The organism is Marinomonas gallaica (assembly GCF_001639745.1).
Taxonomy (GTDB): domain Bacteria; phylum Pseudomonadota; class Gammaproteobacteria; order Pseudomonadales; family Marinomonadaceae; genus Marinomonas; species Marinomonas gallaica.
Map to the genome: position 1 here is coordinate 129,252 of NZ_LTAX01000008.1, position 21,609 is coordinate 150,860.

The following is a 21,609-nucleotide window of genomic DNA, read 5'->3' on the forward strand; positions in this document are numbered from 1 at the left end:
TGGGGTTGCTAACCACCGTTTATCGCCCTCTCAGCGTTTAAAACGAGGGCGGCAGGCGAAACCTGCCATAAACCTATTATCAGTCTTTAAGCTTTGGAAGGTCGTTTATTATGTCATCTCCTACTCATGCAAACTCTTATTATGCGGCCTCCGCAAACGACAAAACACCGCGTCCGCAGTTAACCGGCGAGCACCGTTGCGATGTCTGTGTGGTGGGGGCTGGATTTACCGGCATCTCTACTGCGCTGGCGTTGGCCGAAAAAGGCAAACGTGTGATTGTCGTTGAAGGCAGTCGCATTGGTTTTGGCGCCTCGGGTCGTAACGGCGGTCAGATCGTTAACAGCTTCAACCGAGATATTGATTACATCTTTGATAATTACGGTGAGGATATTGGCCAGAAAATGGCGAAAATGGCCTTTGCTGGGGCCGATCTGATCCGTCATCGCATTGAAAAATACAATATTGATTGCGACTTAAAACACGGCAACGTCTTTGCGGCCTGTAATAAAAAGCAATTTGAAGAGCTAAAAGCCAAGCAAGCATTGTGGGAGTCTCATGGCCACAATGAACTTGAACTACTGACTTCCTCTACGATTCAAGACCACATTGGTAGCGATCGCTACGAGGGTGGTTTACTGGATCGCAAAGGCGGCCATATTCAACCGTTAAACCTTGTTTTAGGCCAAGCACAAGCCTTTGAAAGTCTTGGTGGACTGATCTTCGAAGACTCAGAAGTGGTGCGTTTAGAAAAAGGTGTGCCAGGCAAAGTCGTGACCAAACAAGGTTCTGTGATTGCCGATAAAATCGTCGTCGCAGGTAATGCGTACATCTTTGGCATATTGCCAGAGATCGAGAAAAAGGCCATGCCTTGTGGCACACAAGTGATTGCTACCGAGCCGTTATCGCCTGAGATGCAAAAACAACTGTTACCAACGGATCGTTGTGTAGAAGACTGTAACTATGTGCTGGATTACTACCGCTTATCCGGCGATGGACGTCTAATTTATGGCGGCGGCACCACCTATGGCGCGCGTGATCCAGGTGAAATTGAGTCGATCATTGTGCCGAAGATGCTGAAAACCTATCCGATGTTGAAAGGCACAAAAATCGATTTTGCGTGGACCGGTAACTTCCTGTTGACCATGATGCGCATGCCTCAGGTCGGTAAAATCGGCGAGAACTTGTACTACGCACAAGGCTACTCAGGCCATGGCGTGACCAATTCACATCTGATGGGCGAAATCTTATCGGATGCGATAGACGGTGATACCGAACGCTTTGATGTGTTCGCCAGCATGCCACAGTATCAGTTCCCGGGCGGTCGCATGTTACGCGTGCCCTACACCGTTGTTGGCGCGGCGTACTACAACATGCGTGATCGATTAGGCATCTAGCGGGGTCACGGATAAAGCAATGAAAACAGCCGCTCATGAGCGGCTGTTTTGTGTTTATACATTCGGCAGTGATCGCAGTCAGTTATACAACTTCTCGGTCTAATGCGTCTAAGTGACTGAGAAATAGCGTGAAAATTTCAGATTGTGTGGAGGTGTCCAAGCGCGCATGAATGTTTTTACGATGCACCTTAACTGTGCCAGCGCTGATGCCCAGTTCGTTGGCAATGGATTTTGATGAGTGCCCTTTCAGTAATAGCCCGAGTATCTCCTGCTCGCGGGTCGTTAAAACACCTTGGGCAAAGGTTTTCAGTGCATGTTTAAGTGGCCCGGTAGACGGTGCTCGCTCAATAAACTCCCCTGCTTGCGCCATCCAAAACTGCCCTATTAACGCTTCCAACATAGGGAACACGGTTTTTAGATTATTCAGCTCTGTACGGCGCACAGAGCCAACCGTTTTTTTACGCCCCAGAGACACGGCGCAGGTGGTGTTTTTATCCAAGTCCACCAAGATGTTGATCTCATCGACCAAATCAAACTTTTGATAGCAGGACTGGTAATACTCCGTTTCTTCAAATGAATCGGGCGCCATATCCACCAAACGATAAATGCCGGGTGCAATGCCTTGTTGGATCGAGTTAAACACAGGGTCGAGTAAATACGCTTGATTTAAATACGTGCGTAAGGTTTGGCTTTGTTCCGCTGGGTCGGAGGGATAAATGAGCAGTGGTTTCAGTGCTTTTTTATAAGTCACCACGATAATGGTGTCAAAGTAGCATAGATTGCTTAAAACCCCTTCTAATACACTTGGAAAGCTAGGCACACGAACGTGACAGGTCAGTGTGGCTAAATCCTTCATGATTTCTGAAAGACCTAGCTGTCCTCGTAAGGTGTTTGTTTGCATGAGTATAACGCCTCTTCTACTTGGATCGAATACGGTGTGACGGGTCAAGCAAGCCTAGCCGTCTTGACGCTGGCTTAAATGAAGCAACTTGTGCGCCAGTTTTCAGGCCTTAACGCATCCTCTGTAAATCGATCAAAATGTCGGTTTTTATTTTCTTATCCCGTCTAGGAATGTGCTCTTAGTCAGACAAAAATACATCGACTTTGTATCTTTCCGTGTAGTAAAAATAAATCGGATAACCCGAAATATTTTTCGGTTTAAGATGCGCAGCTTCGCTCCATTTAGGTCTGCTTTCTTATCAAAGTGCCTATATATCAATGCCTTTAGAGCAGTAAAGATAAATAACTGTAATCCTATTAGAGTAGTTTTTATACAAATAGTGCCTTATTGCATATACCTAATCGGGGATAGTTACTCGCATCATTTGCTCGGGTTACAGTGAGTTATATCGAGAGAACCTAACCTGAAATCACTGATTTAATGCTTAACTCGAATTAAAGTTCGGCTATTCATGCGTTAAAGAGTCTCCCGCAGTAAGACTAATTTCATAAGAGAGCTTTTTATGTCGGATATTTACGATAGCAACAATGAGTTTGATTTGTTCATTACAGATCTTAACGGTAACTTGCGCGGTAAGCGTATGCCTTCGAGTGGTTTGAAAAGCGTGATGACGCAAGGAGTGAAATTGCCTCATTCTGTCATCGGTTTTGACCACTGGGGAGATGACGTGCTTGAAAATGGCATGGTGTTTGAGACAGGCGACAGCGACGGTATTTGTTTACCCGTTCATGATGCACCGATTTCTGTACCGTGGGCCGAGTCGGCACGTGATCAGCTCTTAGCGATGATGTTCAATGCCGATGGCACACCGTTTTACCCAGATCCTCGTCAAATCCTAACGCGCATCGTAAAGCGCTTTAAAGATCTCGGTTATACCCCAGTGGTGGCAACAGAATTAGAGTTTTACCTGTTGGATGGTTCGTCTGAAGCCAAGCGTGTCCCTTCGCCACCGGTCATTGTGGATGGCAATGGCTGTCGTCTTAGCAAGACAGATTGTTATTCCATTGAAGAAATGGATGGCCTAGAAGGCTTTTTCGCCGAAGTACGTGCTGCCTGTGAAGCGCAAGGCATTCCAGCGGATACGATCATTTCGGAATTAGGCCCAGGCCAATTCGAAATTAACATGAAGCACACCGATGATGCCGTACTTGCTGCGGACCACGCGATCATGTTCAAGCGTTTAATCAAAGGCGTGGCGCGTCAGCATGATTTCGGCGCGACCTTCATGGCGAAACCGTACGCGGATAAGAGTGGTAATGGGTTCCATGTACATTTCAGCTTGCTGGACGAAAAGGGCAATAACGTGTTCGACAATGGCACGGAAGAAGGCTCAAGTTTGTTAAAACAAGCCGTGGCCGGACTGCTCAATCACATGTCAGATTCTATGCTGGTGTTTGCGCCGCATTTAAACTCTTATCGCCGTTTTCAAAATGGCGCTCATGCACCTACCTTCGCCAGCTGGGGCTATGAAAACCGCACCGTAGCCGTTCGTATTCCAGAAAGCGAAAACATTGCACGCCGTATCGAGCACCGTGTCTCGGGCGCCGATGCGAATCCTTACCTTGTTTTAGCCGCCGTCTTGGGCGCTGCCTTACATGGCATTGAAGCGAAAATGTCGCCACCTGAACCTATTGAAGGCGATGCCTACGCGATGTCTGAACGCTTTGAAGCACTGCCTAATCGATGGGAGTTGGCGTCTGAATCGTTTCTGGATAGCGCCTTTTTGCTGGATTACTTAGGGCCTGAATTTGTCCGTGTTTATGGCTCGGCCAAAGAACAGGAACAACAAAAAATTTATGCGCGCATATCCAATGTGGAATATGAAGCCTATTTATAAGCGCGTTACCCTGAATAAATAACAAGAGAGTCTCAAAGCCTCCAAGAACAAAAAATAATGTCACAACTGGAACAGGCCAATGACAGTTGGCCTATAATGGGAGTCCCCAATATGAAACGTAATACATTAAGTTTTTTGATCGCTGGTGCTGTGTCGACCTTTGCTATGAGTAGTTACGCAGAGGACGTTGTCAACGTTTACAACTGGTCAAACTACATGGCGCCGGGCGCTTTGGATCAATTCACCAAAGAAACCGGTATCAAGGTGAATTACGACGTGTATGACAGCAATGAAGTGCTAGAAGCCAAGCTGATGGCGGGCGGTTCTGGCTACGATGTTGTCATGCCGTCTAACTCTTTCTTTGAGCGTCAAGTACAGGCTGGCGTGTACCAGAAAATCGATAAGAGCAAGCTAAGCAACTACGCCAACCTCGACCAGACCTTGGCGAAGACGATTGAGCAGCATGATGCTGGCAACCAATACAATATTCCTTACGCATGGGGCACCATTGGGATTGGCTACAACACCAAAATGATCGAAGAGCGTCTGGGGACTACTGAGATCGATTCTTGGGATGTTCTGTTTGACCCCAATACAGCGGCAAAACTGGCGGATTGTGGCATTACCGTGTTGGATTCGCCGGCTGAAATGATGTCTGTCGTGAATAACTATCGCGGCGTAGATCCAAATTCGGAAGACAAAGGTGAGCTGGAAGCCTCGGCTAAACTGATGGCGGGTCTTCGTGACAGCATTAAGTACTTCCATTCGAGTCAGTACATTTCTGATCTGGCCAACGGTGATGTGTGTGTCTCAGTGGGTTACAACGGCGATGTATTGCAGTCGCAAAGTCGTGCTACCGAAGCGGGACAGGGCGTAGACATTGAATTTGTGATTCCGAAAGAAGGCACGGTGGCGTGGTTCGACTTGATGGCGATTCCTGCCGATGCCCCTCACCCAGAAGCAGCGCATAAATTCATCGACTTTATCTTAAAAGCGGACATCGCTGCGGCGATCTCAAACTATGTGTACTTCGCGGTACCGAATACAGCCGCTGAGTCGATGCTTAATGACGACGTAGCGAACAATAAAGGCATCTACCCTCCGCAAGCGGTAAAAGAAAATCTATACGTACAGTCGGCGCATACATCGCGCTTTGACCGTTCGTTAACGCGTGCTTGGACCAATATCAAAACCGGTCGTTAAGCTCACGCGACGTTGCTAGGCGGTGCCCTTCATCGCCTAGCGGCTTTCTTTTATTGCTAAGTAGGTGAGCTATGTCTGTATCCTCCGTTATGCCTCAAACGACGTCACATGAGAAACTAAACTGGCGTCAGAACGATGCGGAACCCTTTGTCCGAATCGAACAAATCAACAAACAGTTCGGCGATTTCACCGCCGTCAATAATGTCTCGCTGGATATTTATAAGAATGAACTGTTTTGTCTGCTGGGGGGCTCTGGCTCCGGGAAAAGTACCTTATTACGCATGTTAGCGGGCTTTGAAGCGCCGACGTCAGGCCGCATCATTATTGATGGCGTTGATATGTCTAACACGCCTCCTTGGGAACGCCCAGTCAATATGATGTTTCAGTCCTACGCGTTATTTCCGCACCTGAGCGTGGAAGCCAATGTGGGGTTTGGCCTGAAACGCGAAGGGTTGCCCAGTGGTGAAGTGCAAAAGCGCGTTGCTGATATGCTCGACATGGTGCAACTCGGTCACTTGGCGCGCCGAAAACCGCATATGTTGTCGGGTGGACAGCGTCAGCGGGTTGCACTGGCACGCTCGTTGGTGAAACAACCCAAGCTTCTTCTATTGGACGAACCGCTCGGTGCGCTGGACAAAAAACTCCGTGAAGAAACGCAGTTTGAACTGATGCGCATACAAGAAGAGTTGGGCATTACCTTCGTCGTGGTCACCCATGACCAAGAAGAAGCCATGACGTTGGCGACGCGTATTGGCGTGATGAACAATGGTGTGATTGTGCAGACGGCCGAGCCCCATGACATGTACGAATACCCAAACAATCGTTTTGTCGCCGAATTCATTGGTAATGTGAATCTATTTGAAGGTACCGTGGTTACGGATGAACGCGATAGCGCTACCGTGCATTGCTCTGACCTCCAAGAGATGGTGTATTTGGATCATGGTGTCAGCTGTGCGCCGAACCAAAGTGTCAGTGTTGCCATTCGTCCAGAGAAAATACGCATCACCCGTGATGCCCCCGACAGCCCTCACAATCGCAGCGAAGGCGTGATCACAGACGTGGCGTATATGGGCAGCCAATCGATCTACAAAGTGCGATTACTTTCAGGCAAAGAAGTGCGAGTGACACAGCCTAATGTGTATCGAGATTCGGGCGACCGTTTAACATGGGATGATCATGTCTACCTTTCATGGGAACCTGAGAGTAGCGTGGTACTGACATCATGATGACTACTTCAGCACCCTCCGATTCCTCGCGTCCAAGTCTGTTTCAGCGGTTTAAATCACGTCGTTTAGGTCGCTGGTTAGTGATCATGGTTCCCATGTTGTGGTTGGCGGCCTTTTTCTTTATTCCCTTTTTGGTGGTGTTCAAAATCTCCTTATCCGAGGCGATGATTGCCATTCCGCCCTATTCACCTTTGTTTGAATGGGACCCAGACAGTGCCTTTGCGACGCTTAAAGTGACCTTTGGCAACTACTTGTTTTTGTTTGAATCGCGATTTTACCTCGACGCGTATTTAAGCTCATTACGCATTGCGGCCATCTCAACGTTTTTCACCTTAATTATCGGTTTTCCCATTGCCTATTTGATTGCTCGCAGTGGACCGACAATGCGTACGGTTCTACTGTCGTTGGTGATACTGCCCTTTTGGACCTCGTTTTTATTACGTGTGTACGCCTGGATGGCGCTGCTGAAAAAGAATGGTTTGGTCAACGAAGTTTTGATGTCGATTGGTTTGATTGATCAGCCGTTGCAGATACTACAGACGGATTTTGCCGTGTACCTCGGCATTGTGTATACCTATTTGCCGTTTATGATTTTGCCGCTTTACACGACGCTGGAAAAAATGGATTTGAGCTTGATCGAAGCCGCGCAAGATCTTGGTGCCAAACCTTGGCGCGCGTTTTGCTTAGTAACGTTGCCGTTGGCCAAGCCCGGCATTATTGCTGGCTGTATGCTGGTGTTTATTCCAGCGGTGGGCGAATACGTTATCCCGGCACTCTTAGGCGGTTCCGATACGCTGATGATCGGACGAGTACTGTGGGATGAGTTCTTCTTAAATCGAGACTGGCCGCTCGCTTCTGCAGTCGCCATTGTCATGTTAATTGTGCTGGTAGGGCCAATTATGTTCATGCGTAATGGCAATAAGGAGGGGTTATGATTAAAGGTAACTCTTGGACACTTAAACTCAGTGCGGGCTTTGGTTTTTTGTTTCTTTATGCGCCCATCATTGCGCTGATTGTCTACAGCTTCAATAAATCTCAGCTGGTAACGGTCTGGGGTGGTTGGTCATTGAAATGGTATGGCGAGCTGTTTCAGAATGAGCAAATCATGAATGCCGCGTGGGTGAGCCTGAAAATTGCTCTGATCAGTGCGACTTTAGCTGCGGTTCTAGGCACAATCGCGGGCTTTGTTTTAAGCCGAATGCGTAAATTTCGTGGCAAAACCATCTTATCGGGTTGGGTAACGGCACCTTTGGTGATGCCAGAAGTGATCACCGGCTTATCCTTGTTGCTGTTGTTCGTTGCTTTGGAAAATATGTTCGGCTGGCCTGCGGGCCGAGGCACGATGACGATCGTCATCGCGCATACGACGTTTTGTTTGGCGTACGTCGCCGTGGTGGTGCAATCACGCCTAGCGTCGTTAGATGAAACACTGGAAGAAGCGGCGATGGACTTGGGTGCCAAACCTACCTCGTTGTTTTTCTTAATTACATTACCGTTGATCGCCCCTGCTATCTTGTCGGGTTGGTTGCTGTCGTTTACCTTATCACTGGATGATTTAGTGATTGCCAGCTTTGTTTCCGGTCCGGGTAACTCGACCTTGCCGATGGTGATTTTCTCTAAAGTTCGTCTCGGTGTTACACCAGAAATCAATGCCCTAGCGACCTTAATGATTCTTGCCGTATCCATCGCAGTGATTGCGGCCATTGTGATCATGCGTCGTCAAAATCGATTCCAAGGGCCTTAAACGCGGTTTGTCAGAGGAAAGTTGTACATGAAAATAGGTATTCTTGCGGCGGGTGTGACGCCCGAGGTACTGCAGTCGCAGTATCCGACTTACGCACAAATGTTTGCACAGCAGCTGCAAGCGCATGAACCTGAGCTCGCATTTGAAATCTTCGACGTGCGCCTAGATAAGTTTCCAGCCAGCATCGATGTGTGTGATGGCTGGCTCATTACGGGCTCTAAGTCGGATGCCTATGGCGATGAGCCGTGGATTCTTCAGCTGTGTGATTTCATTCGTGACGCGGATGCTAAAGGCCAAGTCTTAGTCGGTATCTGCTTTGGGCATCAAGTGATTGCCCGAGCACTGGGTGGGCGTGTAGCAAAATTCCAGAACGGCTGGGGCGTGGGTGTGCATCATTACCAAGTCGTGGAGGGTTTTGACATTCCAGTGGATCAAAAAGACATTGCGTTCTGTGCGTTTCACCAAGACCAAGTGCTTGAAAAACCCGAGAAGTTGGAGACGTTTTTAACCAGTGACTTCTGCCAACATGCAGGGCTTATTTACCAAGATCGTATTCTTACGTTTCAGGGGCATCCGGAGTTTTCGAAGCAATACGAAAACGAACTAATCGAGCTGTATGATGGGGTTACGTTAACCCCTGAGGTGGCTGAAAAAGCCCGTCAGAGTGTGGAGCAAGACGATATACAAAGCCCCCAGTTGATGGCTTGGATTGGACAGTTTTTAAAAGCCAAAGCGTAAACTCAACGCCTACTCGATAAGTCGAGTAGGCGTTACCTTCCTGAAAATGACTCCCCTGCAGCGATTTACTCGGATCCAAAGGTCTAAAATTATTAGCTTTGTGGTAGCGTTAGTGACAACGTAAGCAAATATTATGTTGGATACGCATGACGGTTAACCACACGCAATATAAGAAAGTTTGCCTTGGTCGAGACTATCTCACCCAGCACTACGCGCTCGCTTTCGATCTAGCGGACGTCGCAACGTATTCGTGCATGTCTAAATATCACTTTTGCCGTGTGTTCTCTGAAGTGTTTGGAGAGTCGCCGTACCAGTACATTTCGAAAATTAGGATAGAGCGAGCAAAGGAACTCTTGGTAACGAGCCAACGCAGTATCAATGACATTTGTGAGTTGGTTGGCTACACCAGTATTGGCAGCTTTTCTGTGTTATTTCGCAAAAAGACTGGGTTGTCGCCGACGCAATATCGGACAAAATTACAGGCGTTAGCGAACGACCCGCTCACTCACCCCATTCAGTCTATTCCTATGTGTTACGCGCACCGTTTGTTTGGCGCCAAGCTTGAAAAGAGCAATATTGAATAAGGTATCTTCGCTTCCTTTGGCTATGATCAGTGGTTCTACTTACTTTGTTGCCGGAGATGCCAATGATTCAGTCAATCGCCCATGTTACCGTTTACGTTCTTAACCAAGATGAAGCGCTCGATTTCTACCAAAATAAGTTAGGTTTTGAAGTCGGAACCGACATGACCGTAGACGGAGGTTTCCGTTGGCTAACCGTCTTTGCAAAAGCGCAGCCGGATCTTGAGCTTGTCTTAGCCGAGCCAAAAGAAGGGCCAATGTTTACCAAGGATGCCGCGGACAAGATACGAGCCCTCGTCGCGGATGGCGCGTTTGGTGCTGGGGTTTTCGAAACAGCGAACTGTCAAAAGACCTACGAAGAGCTTGTCGCGAAAGGCGTTGAGTTTATCCAACCGCCTACCGAGCAGTTTTACGGGGTCGAAGCCTTAGGCGTCGATAACTCGGGAAATTGGTTTAGCCTAACGCAACGAGCGAAATAACGATCTAACGCGTGTTAAGTTGATCACTAGATTAAAAAAGCTACCCGATCAGGCAGCGAATTGAGCCAAATGAAAAGGAGCCATGCTTCTCATCTGACTCTCACTATTCTCTGCGCAACGTTGCCGTCGCCACCGTTATTTAAAACGTATTCTGAATGACGATTTCAGACAGCGGTAGCTGGCCGCCTCGCGGGTAGGCTTGCGTGGTGCCTTTGCCGATGGCGATCATCATAACAATCACGTGGCTTTCGGGCAGGTTAATAATCTCACCGACTTTATCGATATCAAAACCGATCATGGGGCTGGTCTGATAACCCAGTGCTGTGGCAGAGAGCATAATATTTTGTGCGGCCATGGCTCCTGAGCGGATGGCTTCGTCCCGTTGTAGCCACTCTCGGCCATGATAAAAATCCTGCAACATGTTGACCAAGGTTTCTTGAGTGCTTTGATCGACATTTTCCCAGTAGCGTTCTGGTGTTTCTTGCCATGATTGAGTATTCGCGGTAACCACCAGCAGAGTCGACGCATCGGTCACCTGTGTTTGATCCCATGCTGCGCTACGCAGCTGTTGGCGAATGTCCATGTCTGTGACATGCACAAAACGCCAATGTTGAATATTGAACGAGGTCGGTGCGAGGCTGGCGGCTTCGAGCAGGGTGTTTACATCCTCTTGGGGCATAACATGGTTAGGGTCGTATTGCTTAATGGAACGACGATGATGAATGGCTTCAATAGTGTTCATTTGGAGCTCCTATAAAGGGTCAGTGACGATAGAAGCCATTGTGTTTTGATATGCTCTTTGCGTAAATTATCGATATCATCGTTTCGGTTTTGCGTATTTTGCAAAAGCAAACGCTTTACTTTGTGGTCGATGGTGGTATTTAGTTCAGGTTTGGCTAAGGGAGCAGAACATGCTTGAAGCGATGGAGCAGTTTGTCAAAGTGGTAGAGCTGGGTTCGTTCAGTGCCGCGGCGTCCACATTAGGGAAAACGCCCAGTACCATTACGCGTCGGCTGGACCAACTGGAGCACGAGCTAGGGGTCAAATTACTGGTGCGCTCAACACGGCACCTTGAAGTAACGCCGGATGGAAAACAGTTCTACAGTCAGTGCCAAGAGGTTTTGCAGTCGGTTAACCAAATCAAAGAGAGCTTTGGCAAGCCAAGCGAGCGGGTAGAAGGGCTGATCCAGATAACGACCTTTGACACGATTGGACGAGAAACATTGACGCCGCTCGTGGCAGAGTTTCGCAAGCGTTATCCAGACGCCCGCGTAGCAATTCATTTGACGAATCAACTGGTTAACCTCTATGAAAGCCCTTTCGATCTAGCCATTCGCTATGGTCGTCCAGAAGACTCCAATTTGATTTATCGCCCATTACTGGATATGTCTGCGGTCTTGGTCGCGGGGGCAGACTATGTCGCCAAACACCCACCTTTAACCACCCCCGAGGATTTACACAAGCATGCGTGTTTGACGTTTTTCCGACCCCGTCAATTTACCTGGTGGTATTTTCAAAAAGGCAACGACACTCGCAAAGTGCGCATTGATCCTGTGCTGGCGTCAGACGGTGGTGCGCCTTTGCTAATGTGGGCGCGCGCGAATCAAGGCATCACATTGGTAAGCCGCACATTTGTTGAGGACGACTTGCGCTCTGGGCGTCTAGTAGAGTTATTACCAGACTGGCAACCCTCGTTAACTGAAAGTGGCGAAGCCATGATCTACCTTAATTGGAAAGCCAGCAGCGCTAAGCGCCCTGTTGTAAGAGCCATGGTGGATTTCTTAATTGAGCAGATTCGCTAGTGTCCCCATCATGCGCGACGTTCCCTTCCTAATATCGTCGATATTAACCAAATCCATACAAAAGTCGCTATTACAGACACCGTTTATTTCAATATGGGTGTCGTTTGTCGAGTGCGCAACCACTATTATAAACAGGTGAAGGCATGGACAGACGGTATGAACAAACGTTATTTAGGTAAGACATTGGAGTGGCTGCTTGGTGATAACAATCAGCCATTTGAATACACACATCATGCGGTGCTTTTGGTCGCTTCAGTGCTGTATCTGTGTTCGGCCGTTTTCAATTATGGCTTAGAATTAACCAGCGCTTTTAATATTTACCTTCAATACGCGCTCTCTCTCTTGATACTGATGATTTGGTATCTGTCGCGCTGGAAAATGCAATTCCACGCGATGAGGTTTGTCTTTATCGGTCTGGTTGTATTGGTGTCGATCCCCGCAAATTGGATTGGAAATGCGGGATCTAATGGCCCTACTTATCTCATGATCTTTGGTTGCCTTAGCTATATTTCTGTGTCCTTCAAAGACCTAGGTTGGTACCGACGCCTCGGGCAGTTATTTTGTATCATCATCCCTATTCCATTGATTTTAATTGAGAAACATTATCCCGATATTATTTTTCAATATGCGACGGAAGAACAGAAACAATTTGATCTGACGTTTGCGTTCATCATTATGGGGCTTTTTTTAGTGGTCATGATGGAAAGTTTATCAACTCGATTCAAGCTAGAAAGAGCGAAAGCAGAGACGTTGGCTGAACAGTTACGCGCCCTTTCAGAAAAAGACGCTTTGACCGGATTGTTCAATAGGAGAATGTTGGAGAAAGAGTTTCTGACATGGAAAGGTCATCAACCTATTTTCAGTCTGGCTTTGTTGGACCTCGATCATTTTAAGTACCAAAATGATCAATGGGGCCATAGCTATGGCGATGAGATTCTAAAAAGCTTTTCGGCGTTATTGCAAGAGACCGCAGCGCGTAATAAGGGCTTAGCGATCCGCCAAGGGGGAGAGGAGTTTGTGCTCCTGTTACCGTTGACATTAGATGACACCTATCGAGAGCTGAATTACCTTGCAGAGTCATTTCGCACGACGGATTTGGAGCACGGCCCCGTGACGTTTAGTGCAGGCATCGCAGAAAATACCGCGACGGATAACGAGAGTGACCTACTGAAACGTGCGGATAAATTAATGTATCAGGCGAAAGACGCCGGCCGAAACCGCATTTGTCGATAACACCTCTGTTGGTCAATGTGGCGCAAACGTTTGCCGTATCACGAGTCAGAACGAAAAGCCCCATCATGTTGATGGGGCTTTTTTTGTCGGTTTACAAAGGAGAACTACGCTCTGTTGGGTATTTTAGCGATGCTCGTAACTGACCTATGCTCAATGATCGATGCGCTATCGTGCGCGCTACCTACTCACCACAGGCACGTATGACGTTGCCATAAATCTCAGGGGTCTCTATGTTTTCTCTCGAAGGAATGAATGCACTTATTACGGGCGGTACGTCGGGTATTGGACTGGCAACGGCCAGACGGTTTGCAGCCGCAGGGGCTCGGGTGGCGATTGTGGGCCGTCGGGATGCCACGAGTCTTGCAGAAGAGCTAGATGGAATATTTTTGCAGGCAGATGTGACCAACGAAGATCAGTTACGTGCGTGTTTTGAAGCGGCCGAAGCGCGCCTAGGTAAGCTCGATATTATTATGAACAACGCGGGCATTGAGAATTCAGGGCCGACCATTGCCGAGCAAAGCGCGGATGAGTTTCAGCGTATTCTGGACATCAATGTTAAGGCGGTCTACAACGGCTTGCGCTTCGCGCCCCAGCACATGAACGACGGCGGCTCCATTATCAATACATCATCAGACGTATCAAAAGTCGGCTACCCCGGTTACGGTCAATACTCGGCTACCAAATCAGCGGTGTGCAGCCTAACGCGCGTCGCGGCGATGGAGTTGGTACCCAGAAAGATTCGAGTCAATGCCATCTGCCCAGCGTCGGTATGGACGGAGATGCTGACGCCAGACCATCCAGAAGTTCTGATGACTGAACGTACCAGCCCTATGGGACGGGTGGGTCATCCGGAGGAAGTCGCGGCGCTGTGCCATTTTCTCGCTGCGCCGGATTGCAGTTACCTGACAGGGCAATCCATCAGTGTGGACGGCGGATTGTCGGCGGGGATGGCGGAGCATACCTTTGAACGACTCATAAGAGACTGAAAGCATTAAGGCTTAATGGGTCATAAAGAAATATAAAAAGCCTGGCGAATCGACCAGGCTTTTTTGAGCGTAACGTGTTGAGAGATCAACAGAGTGCTGGGGTATTAACCCAGCGCTGTGAGGCTCTCGTCCATCGCGTTGATGAAGAAATCGACTTCCGCTTCCCCCCACGCCAACGAAGGGCGGACCTTGAGAGTGCCGGGAAGGGATTTACCGATCATAACGTGGCGTTTAATCATTTCTGTGATCAACTGCTCGGTCTCGGCTTCTGCACGGGTGCGTTGCTCACGGCAATTCACCAGCTCGATACCGACCAACATACCACGGCCGCGAACATCCCCGATCAACGGGTGTTTCTCTGCCAACTGGCGCAGTCTTGCGCGGAGTAAGTCACCGATGTCGTTGGATTTTTGCACCAGTTGCTCACGTTCGATGACATCCAACACCGCCATGCCGGCCGCACACGCCACGGTATTGCCGCCAAATGTACTGAACAGCAACGGATGGGTGCCACCAATAAATTGCTTCATCATCTTGCTAGAGAGAATCACCACTCCCAATGGATGACCGTTGGCGACCGGTTTGCCCATGGTGATGAAGTCCACTTTTTCGGGATTGAGTCCCGCGCCCATGAATCCCCAAAACGATCCCATGCGGCCAAGACCCGCTTGCACTTCATCGGCGATGACATAACCTCCAGTTGCACGTGTTTTGTCCGCCACCTGATCAAAATACCCCTCAGGAGGTGTGATCACGCCATGGGCACACAGGGCGGTGTCGAGCAGCAACGCCGCGGTTTTATAGCCACGATTGTCCAGCGCTGCGATGGCGCGGTCGGCATCCGCGGCGTAGTGTAACGCGGCATCCGCTTGGCCCGCATAGGGGCCGTTGTACATGTCTGGTTCGATCAGACGTTCAATCTGCTTGGGATGCAACGCCTCAGGCAGGTGTTGCCACGATTCAGGCGAGTATTTGGTCGTCAGCTCGGTACAGCCGTGATAAGCGTTATGCAGCACCAAACCGCCTTGATGGCCGCTTAGCGATTGGGCAATCTGAATCGCCAAATCGTTGGCTTCACTGCCTGAGTTGACAAAAATGCAGGTGTCCAAATGGTCGGGGAGGTCTTTGGTCAATCGGGCGGCATAATCGGCAACGATGTCACACATATAGCGCGTGTTGGTATTTAGGGCCTCGGCCTGACGGGCGATGGCTTTAACGATGTGCGGGTGGCAATGGCCCATCTGAGGGACATTGTTGTAGGCGTCAAGGTAAGCCGTGCCATCCGCGCTGTACATCCAGCCGCCTTGTGCACGAGTGATGTGCAAAGGCTGATCATAGAAGTGCCAAATCTTGCCGAGGTGCTGTTCACGGTGCTGCACCAATTCGTTTTGATCGGTCGCAAACGGCTGACCCTCGTTGTCAATGGGGCTGTAGACAGGGAAGCGTAACGCCTCGCGCAAGCGGCGAGTCACCGTCTCTTGGCCCATGTCGTTCAGTTTGAACAGCATCTTGGTAAAGAAGCGATCTTCTAAATGCGTGCCGGCTTCGGGGTCGTTGAGCTGGCGGAAGTTGATAATAAGAGACGCCATCGCCAAGCGCAGACGCATGACATCAAACAGCAAATCGACTTCTTGCCCCGTCAATGGGTAAGCGCTGTCGAACCCTTGTGCCACATGCAGTAAAGGGCGGATTGGATCGTCTTCGCCTTCGCCGTAAGTCTCTGAAATAGTAACGATTTCTGCCAAAATACTGTTGAAACCCACATCGCCAAAATCCAAAATCGCGGCGATTTCTGTCGGATCATCATGACTGACCATGACATTGGCGTCGTTTGCGTCTTGATGGACTAACTGGCAGCGCGTTTTCTTCAATGCCGGTAGCGTGTGTTGTTCTGCAAGCGTGAAAACAGAGGTCAACAGATCACGCAGTTCGCCTTCAGGAATACCGGAAATCATGTCACGTAATTGCAGACAGTGGCCCAAGTCCCATAAGTGCTTGTTGCTGCCCGCATAGGGGTGGTAGAAGCTTTGCAACGCGGCGTTCATGCGCCCCATGGTCTCGCCAATATTGTAGTAATACGCATCGCAATAGGCCTCGGGGGTGTCTTCCACCACGCGCCCATCCATGAAGGCAATCAGGCGGATCATGTGGCGCTCACCACTGATATCAGACGTAATCCAGTCGTAGGCTTTGCCTTCGCGAGTCGTGATGACAGGCGGAACCACCAGCGTTGGCTCCTGCTCTAAAATGTGGTCCACCGCCTTGATTTGCAGATCGACGATGCCTTCTGGCTCCTGCGCATTGGAGATTTTGATGACAGCTTGTGGGCCATCGTCATTACGAATCAACCAAGCTAAATCCCGTTCGCTGTTTAGGGCAGTAAAGCTACCTTCCAGACCATACAGTTCCTGCACCAATGATTTGATTTGGGACAGTTCAAACTGAGGCGGATTACGGTTAGCCAAAGATGAATGATTCGTCATGTTTTTATCCTTTCAAGAATAGAGAGTCGCTAAGTGTTTGGTTGGTATATGACCATGGAGCCTAGTGTGAGAGGCGTATCAAAAGAAGGCTATATCCCCTGTGGTGTAATTTGCGCGATGCAATCGGGAAAAATACCTTGCGCAGGGTATACCGCTTTGACACACGGCGATTCAGACTTTCTGAAGTGCATGGAAGGTTTGTGTTGAGTGGTGAGTTAAAACGCTCGTCCAACCGCCCCCTCCGTTTGATTTCCACCAAGACAATTACGAGATCTGTTATGAATAAGACGATTGAAGCAATGCTGGAAAAATACAATGTCACCCCCGAGACGCGTGCTTTCCTTGAAGCCGGCCATCAAAAAATGTTTATTGATGGACAGTTCGTTGACAGTGAGGGCGGGCAAACACTGAACATCGAAGACCCTTCCAACGGCGAACATTTACTGACTGTCCCGAGAGCGACCGAGGCTGATTTGGATAAAGCCGTCGCGGCGGCCAATCGTGCTTTTCGCAGTGGCCCTTGGGTAGACATGAAACCAAATGAGCGTCAGGCGCTACTCTTCCGCATGGCCGATGTGATGGAAGAACACGCTCAGACACTGGCAGAGCTAGAAGCCATCGACGCCGGCAAAGCCATCAGCGGTTGCCAAGAAGTGGACATCGCAGGCTCCATCGACTTCTTGCGTTACATGGCCGGTTGGACCACGAAGCTGCAAGGCAACACGCGTAATGTCTCCTGCCCTGGGGAAGCATTTGGTTTTACCTTGAAAGAGCCCATCGGCGTGGTGGGAGCGATTGTACCTTGGAACTGGCCACTGAACATGGCAATGTGGAAAATGTGCGCGCCGCTGGTCGTCGGTTGTACGATTGTCCTGAAACCCGCTGAAATCACGCCTATGAGCATGATTTACCTAATGAAAATCTGGCAAGAAGCGGGCCTACCAGACGGTGTGGTCAACATCGTGATCGGGACGGGTGTTGAGATTGGTAGCCCATTGGCAGGCCATCCTGGGATCGATAAAGTTTCCTTCACAGGTTCAACGCCGGTCGGTAAGCTCGTGGGTAAAGCCGCCATGGAGAATCTGAACCCCGCGACACTGGAGCTAGGCGGTAAATCGGCAATGGTCGCGTTTGACGATGCCAAGCTAGATGACATCGTCACTGGCACATTGCAATCCGTCTTCTTCAACTCGGGCCAGACGTGTTCAGCAGGCTCGCGCTTGTATGTTCAGCGCGGCTTATACGAACAAGCAGTACAGGCGGTCGCCAAAGCCGCCAACGAGATGGTTACGGGCGATCCACTTGATCCGAATATTACACAAGGGCCTCAGATTAGCCGTGCGCAACTGGACAAAATACTGAACTACATTGAATCAGGTAAAGCCGACGGTGCACGATTAGTATGCGGTGGTCAGCAGGAAGATCGCCCAGGCTACTACGTACAGGCCACAGTGTTTGCGGACTGTACCAACGACATGAAAATCGTACGCGAAGAGATCTTCGGCCCTGTGCTGGCGGTGATCCCATTTGATACCGAAGAGGAAGCAGTACGTCTTGCTAACGACTCGGATTATGGTCTAACGGCGTCGATCTTCACCCAAAATGTCAGCCGTGCGCACCGTTTGCTTAAGAAAATGGAAGCGGGTACAGTATTTGTAAACACTCATGATGCCATGGATTCATCATTGCCATTCGGTGGTTACAAGCAGTCTGGTATTGGTCGAGATTTAGGCCCAGAGCAGTTAGATCACTTTCTACAAGTCAAAACCGTGATCATGCAGCTTTAATGAGTGATCCGTTGCTAGTGGAAACGGTCTATATCCTGCAACAATTCGTCGCAGGTATATAACATTGAGGTACGTATGAGTCGAACAATATCTCCAACCGCCCTAGCAATGGTCGATCGGTTGTCAAAAGGCTTGGTTGATCTCGTCCCTCAAATCGGTAGCGAGGACTTTCCTCGCTTACTGGCTGAGGTGATCAAAGAGTTTGTGCCATCAGACGAGCTCACACTGATCCTGTTTGAAGATAAGCCCGTCTTTCTGGTCTCGGAAAAGACGGAGCTGATTGGCAGCCAGTCTGTTGATATGTATCTGGCCGGTGCTTACTTGCTGGATCCTTTCTACCGCGCCAGTGTTGATCTGAAAAAAAGCCAATTCTTTACCTACGATGAGTTGGTGCCGGATGGCTTTCGTCAGAGCGAATTCTACAAGCAATATCTCGTTAAAATCGGGCTAGAAGATGAATGTGGTTATTTGATTATCTTCCCTGGCGGGCAATTTTTGCACCTAAGTGTCGGTCATGGAAAGGGCAGCGAGGCTCGCTTAAACCCCTCCGAACTGCAATTGCTGGACACTTTGACGCCGCTGATCGACATGCTGTGCCAACAGCACTGGGGCGAGCAACTCTCCAACCCATTGAATCGACAACTGGATCAGGCCCTCGCCAACTTTGGCTCGTCGAAACTCACCGACCGCGAAGGCACCGTCATCCGCATGGTGTTGCAGGGCTACTCCACGTCCGCCATCGCCGAAAAGTTATTTATTTCACCCGGTACAGTGCGAGTTCATCTGCGCAACAGCTACCGAAAACTCGATATTGGTTCCCAAGTGGACCTACACAACCTTTTCATGGGCGCCTTAATGCAGTTTGAACACTACGAAGGCGGCGATCCACTGGAAGGGTTCTTCTGAATCCATGCAACTTAATGCACTTGCTCATGGTCGTCACTTGAATAACAACCTTTGCTGAATGTCATGATTCAAAGTCGTTAAAAATGACGCTGTTTGTTGGACTAGGAGCCGAGGCATCCTTACCATTACTTTCAAGTCAATAAACTCGAAAGAAGACACAGCATGATCAATTGGCAAATTAAACGTTTCTCTCAGCTGACAACCTTGCAGTTATACCAAATGCTCAAACTCAGAGTGGATGTGTTCGTTGTTGAGCAACAGTGTGCTTATGCCGAGCTGGATGATAAAGATCATCATCAAGGGGTGTATCATTTATTAGGCTATCAAGGCGATGTGCTTGTTGCGTGCGCGCGGTTGTTGCCCCAAGGGCTGAGCTACCCTTCGGTGAGTATTGGCCGAGTGGCGATTGCCGAGGCCCATCGTGGTGGTGGCGCAGGGCATCAGTTGCTCGAAGAGGCGCTGAAGGTGTGTGAAGAGCGTTGGCCGAGTGAATCAATAGAGATCGGAGCGCAACATCATTTGTCCGCTTTTTATCAGCGCCACGGTTTTAAACCCTCGTCGACGATGTATTTGGAAGACGGTATTGAGCACATCGATATGACGTTGGAAAAATGACGTGTTTTAGATTCAAAAAACCAGAGCAAGCGCTCTGGTTTTTGCGTTGAGAGTTATGTGCTTGCTAGACGGTGTAGCCCAGTATCACAAAGATAGCGAAGCTGAGAACCGCACCAATGGCGACATACGGCAGTTGAGTAAGAGCGTGCGACATAGGCGAACAACCTGCCCCTTGGGCCGCGAGTACGGTCGAGTCACTGAAGAAACACGCATGACTACCGAATGAAGACGCTGACAACAGTGCACCGATGATCAATGCCATATTGGCATCGACACCTAAAGCAATCGGTACCACGATGGGAATCGCAATGATGAACGACCCCCAGCTTGAAGCGGTACCAAAGACCACTGCGGCCATTACGACAAATACCAGTGCAGGCATCAATTCTGCCGTCATCAGTGGTGCTACAACGCTCACTAGGTAGCTGGTCATGCCCAAGTCATCGTTCACGCTTTTAAGCATAAAGCCGGCGATCACCGTTGAAAGTGGGTACAACATGACTTTAAAGCCTTCAAAGATCCCCTTCATTTGATCTTCTAATGAAAGCAACCCTTGCACGTAATACATAGCCACAGTGATGGCGAGCGTGACGATAATGCCTTTCAATAGATCAATATCGTAATACAGCGTGGCACCGATGAGGATCAACATCGGGACGATAAAGTTAAGCATGCCGACCAAGTTGCTGGTTTTGCGGTATTCAGGTGCCGCCGCTTCCATGGTGTCCCCAGTGTAGTCATCCGGCAATGGCTGACCATTCATCGCGCGCTGTTCAGCTTTTTTCATCGGGCCGAAGTTACCCAGCATGCCACTAGCAACCAGGAACACCACTACCAGTGCAACCCAGCCATAAACCATATATGGGATGGCCGACATATAAACACTCAGACCTTTACCGGTAGCGGCTAAGTCGTTTTCTTCTAACAGACCAGAGAAGAACACCGCCCAAGTAGAAACCGGCACTAAGATACACATAGGCGCCGCCGTCGAGTCGATGATGTACGCCAGTTTTTCACGGGATACTTTGTAATGGTCGGTGACTTTTTTAACCGTAGACGAGACGGCTAGACAGTTTAAGTAGTCGTCTATGAACACCACTAAACCGATAAAGAAGGTCGTTAATAACGATTGGCGACGGGACTTTATGCGCCCTTTGAGCCAATCACTAAAGCTATTAAGACAGCCACTTTTTTCCAGTAGCACAATCAACCCGCCCATCAAACCACAGACCAACACTACCCAGACAATGGTGTCGTTGCCCATGACAGCAGAAATAGTATCCGTGAATGACGCGACCACCGTGGTGTTGTCGATCATGATTAAACCTGCGACAACACCGATCAGTAGAGATTCAAACGGGGCGCGAGATATCAGAGCAATCGCAAGAACAAGTAAGGTGGGTAATAAAGATTGAGCGCCCCACTCCTCCCCAGGGGAATGGCTGGCTGACAGTGACCAAAAGAAGGCAATGGCGGCGAGCGTAATTAATATAGAGAGCAACAGATGTCGCTTAGGATGAATGGCTTTCATTACCTTAATGACTTGTTCCATGGAGTGTTCCCGATTCGTAGAATAGTTGTTATGGCTTAAAAACTACCTTGAAACACAAGATGGAACATATACCCCCAAAGGG

General features: G+C 49.2%; 19 protein-coding genes. 15 read left to right on the top strand and 4 right to left on the bottom strand.

Translation table 11 applies throughout. From position 1 onward, the window contains the following. Positions 1-110 precede the first annotated feature (110 nt). The gene (locus AYW76_RS09740; protein ID WP_067219154.1) at positions 111-1,394 is read left to right on the top strand and encodes an NAD(P)/FAD-dependent oxidoreductase; all 1,284 of its coding nucleotides are present in this window, start codon (positions 111-113) and stop codon (positions 1,392-1,394) included. A gap of 82 nt (positions 1,395-1,476) precedes the next feature. Here the strand turns inward: AYW76_RS09740 and AYW76_RS09745 are convergent, their stop codons facing one another. After that, a complete protein-coding gene (locus AYW76_RS09745) occupies positions 1,477-2,295 on the bottom strand; it encodes a LuxR C-terminal-related transcriptional regulator (protein ID WP_067219157.1) in 819 nt (272 codons plus the stop codon). A 562-nt stretch (positions 2,296-2,857) separates the two neighbouring features. Between AYW76_RS09745 and AYW76_RS09750 the strand changes: the two genes are divergently transcribed. The 8 genes from AYW76_RS09750 (at position 2,858) to AYW76_RS09785 (ending at position 10,163) form a co-directional block, all read left to right on the top strand. Further along, a complete protein-coding gene (locus tag AYW76_RS09750; RefSeq protein WP_067219160.1) occupies positions 2,858-4,192 on the top strand; it encodes a glutamine synthetase family protein in 1,335 nt (444 codons plus the stop codon). A 111-nt stretch (positions 4,193-4,303) separates the two neighbouring features. Next, complete coding sequence (locus AYW76_RS09755; protein WP_067219163.1) at positions 4,304-5,395, top strand: polyamine ABC transporter substrate-binding protein; 1,092 nt, start codon at positions 4,304-4,306, stop codon at positions 5,393-5,395. 71 nt (positions 5,396-5,466) lie between these two features. Next, entirely contained in the window at positions 5,467-6,621 is a 1,155-nt protein-coding gene (locus AYW76_RS09760) for an ABC transporter ATP-binding protein (protein WP_067219166.1), read from the top strand. Beyond that, positions 6,618-7,556 (top strand): ABC transporter permease subunit, encoded by a 939-nt coding sequence (locus AYW76_RS09765; protein ID WP_156489053.1) that lies wholly within the window; start codon positions 6,618-6,620, stop codon positions 7,554-7,556. The genes AYW76_RS09760 and AYW76_RS09765 overlap by 4 nt, the downstream gene beginning before the upstream one ends. Then, positions 7,553-8,365, top strand: coding sequence for an ABC transporter permease subunit (locus tag AYW76_RS09770; RefSeq protein ID WP_067219168.1), 813 nt, complete (start codon positions 7,553-7,555; stop codon positions 8,363-8,365). Before AYW76_RS09765 ends, AYW76_RS09770 begins: the two co-directional genes overlap by 4 nt. A 27-nt stretch (positions 8,366-8,392) precedes the next feature. Then, positions 8,393-9,103: a glutamine amidotransferase-related protein gene (locus AYW76_RS09775; protein ID WP_067219171.1), complete on the top strand. Its 711-nt coding sequence runs from the start codon at positions 8,393-8,395 to the stop codon at positions 9,101-9,103. Between the two features lie 146 nt (positions 9,104-9,249). Beyond that, a complete protein-coding gene (locus AYW76_RS09780) occupies positions 9,250-9,687 on the top strand; it encodes a helix-turn-helix domain-containing protein (RefSeq protein WP_067219174.1) in 438 nt (145 codons plus the stop codon). A 62-nt stretch (positions 9,688-9,749) separates the two neighbouring features. Continuing rightward, positions 9,750-10,163: a VOC family protein gene (locus AYW76_RS09785; RefSeq protein ID WP_067219177.1), complete on the top strand. Its 414-nt coding sequence runs from the start codon at positions 9,750-9,752 to the stop codon at positions 10,161-10,163. 139 nt (positions 10,164-10,302) lie between these two features. Here AYW76_RS09785 and AYW76_RS09790 read toward each other — a convergent pair whose 3' ends face one another. Continuing rightward, a complete protein-coding gene (locus AYW76_RS09790) occupies positions 10,303-10,905 on the bottom strand; it encodes a nitroreductase family protein (RefSeq protein WP_067219179.1) in 603 nt (200 codons plus the stop codon). Between the two features lie 169 nt (positions 10,906-11,074). Between AYW76_RS09790 and AYW76_RS09795 the strand changes: the two genes are divergently transcribed. The 3 genes from AYW76_RS09795 (at position 11,075) to AYW76_RS09805 (ending at position 14,184) form a co-directional block, all read left to right on the top strand. Further along, the gene (locus AYW76_RS09795; RefSeq protein WP_067219181.1) at positions 11,075-11,965 is read left to right on the top strand and encodes a LysR family transcriptional regulator; all 891 of its coding nucleotides are present in this window, start codon (positions 11,075-11,077) and stop codon (positions 11,963-11,965) included. Positions 11,966-12,121: 156 nt separating this feature from the next. Beyond that, entirely contained in the window at positions 12,122-13,198 is a 1,077-nt protein-coding gene (locus AYW76_RS09800) for a GGDEF domain-containing protein (RefSeq protein WP_067219184.1), read from the top strand. 230 nt (positions 13,199-13,428) lie between these two features. Further along, positions 13,429-14,184, top strand: coding sequence for an SDR family NAD(P)-dependent oxidoreductase (locus AYW76_RS09805; protein WP_067219187.1), 756 nt, complete (start codon positions 13,429-13,431; stop codon positions 14,182-14,184). A 104-nt stretch (positions 14,185-14,288) separates the two neighbouring features. On the opposite strand, the gene AYW76_RS09810 is transcribed toward AYW76_RS09805, so the two are convergent. Next, complete coding sequence (locus AYW76_RS09810; protein WP_067219190.1) at positions 14,289-16,667, bottom strand: aminotransferase class III-fold pyridoxal phosphate-dependent enzyme; 2,379 nt, start codon at positions 16,665-16,667, stop codon at positions 14,289-14,291. A gap of 278 nt (positions 16,668-16,945) precedes the next feature. On the opposite strand from AYW76_RS09810, the gene AYW76_RS09815 reads away from it, so the two are divergent. From AYW76_RS09815 to AYW76_RS09825, 3 genes are all read left to right on the top strand, one after another. Further along, entirely contained in the window at positions 16,946-18,454 is a 1,509-nt protein-coding gene (locus AYW76_RS09815; protein WP_067219193.1) for an aldehyde dehydrogenase family protein, read from the top strand. A 75-nt stretch (positions 18,455-18,529) separates the two neighbouring features. Further along, on the top strand, positions 18,530-19,360 hold the full coding sequence (locus AYW76_RS09820) for a helix-turn-helix domain-containing protein (RefSeq protein ID WP_067219196.1): 831 nt from the start codon (positions 18,530-18,532) through the stop codon (positions 19,358-19,360). Between the two features lie 162 nt (positions 19,361-19,522). Further along, positions 19,523-19,975: a GNAT family N-acetyltransferase gene (locus AYW76_RS09825; RefSeq protein ID WP_067219198.1), complete on the top strand. Its 453-nt coding sequence runs from the start codon at positions 19,523-19,525 to the stop codon at positions 19,973-19,975. A 64-nt stretch (positions 19,976-20,039) separates the two neighbouring features. Here AYW76_RS09825 and AYW76_RS09830 read toward each other — a convergent pair whose 3' ends face one another. Further along, positions 20,040-21,527 (bottom strand): Na+/H+ antiporter NhaC family protein, encoded by a 1,488-nt coding sequence (locus AYW76_RS09830; protein WP_067219201.1) that lies wholly within the window; start codon positions 21,525-21,527, stop codon positions 20,040-20,042. Between the last annotated feature and the right edge of the window lie 82 nt (positions 21,528-21,609).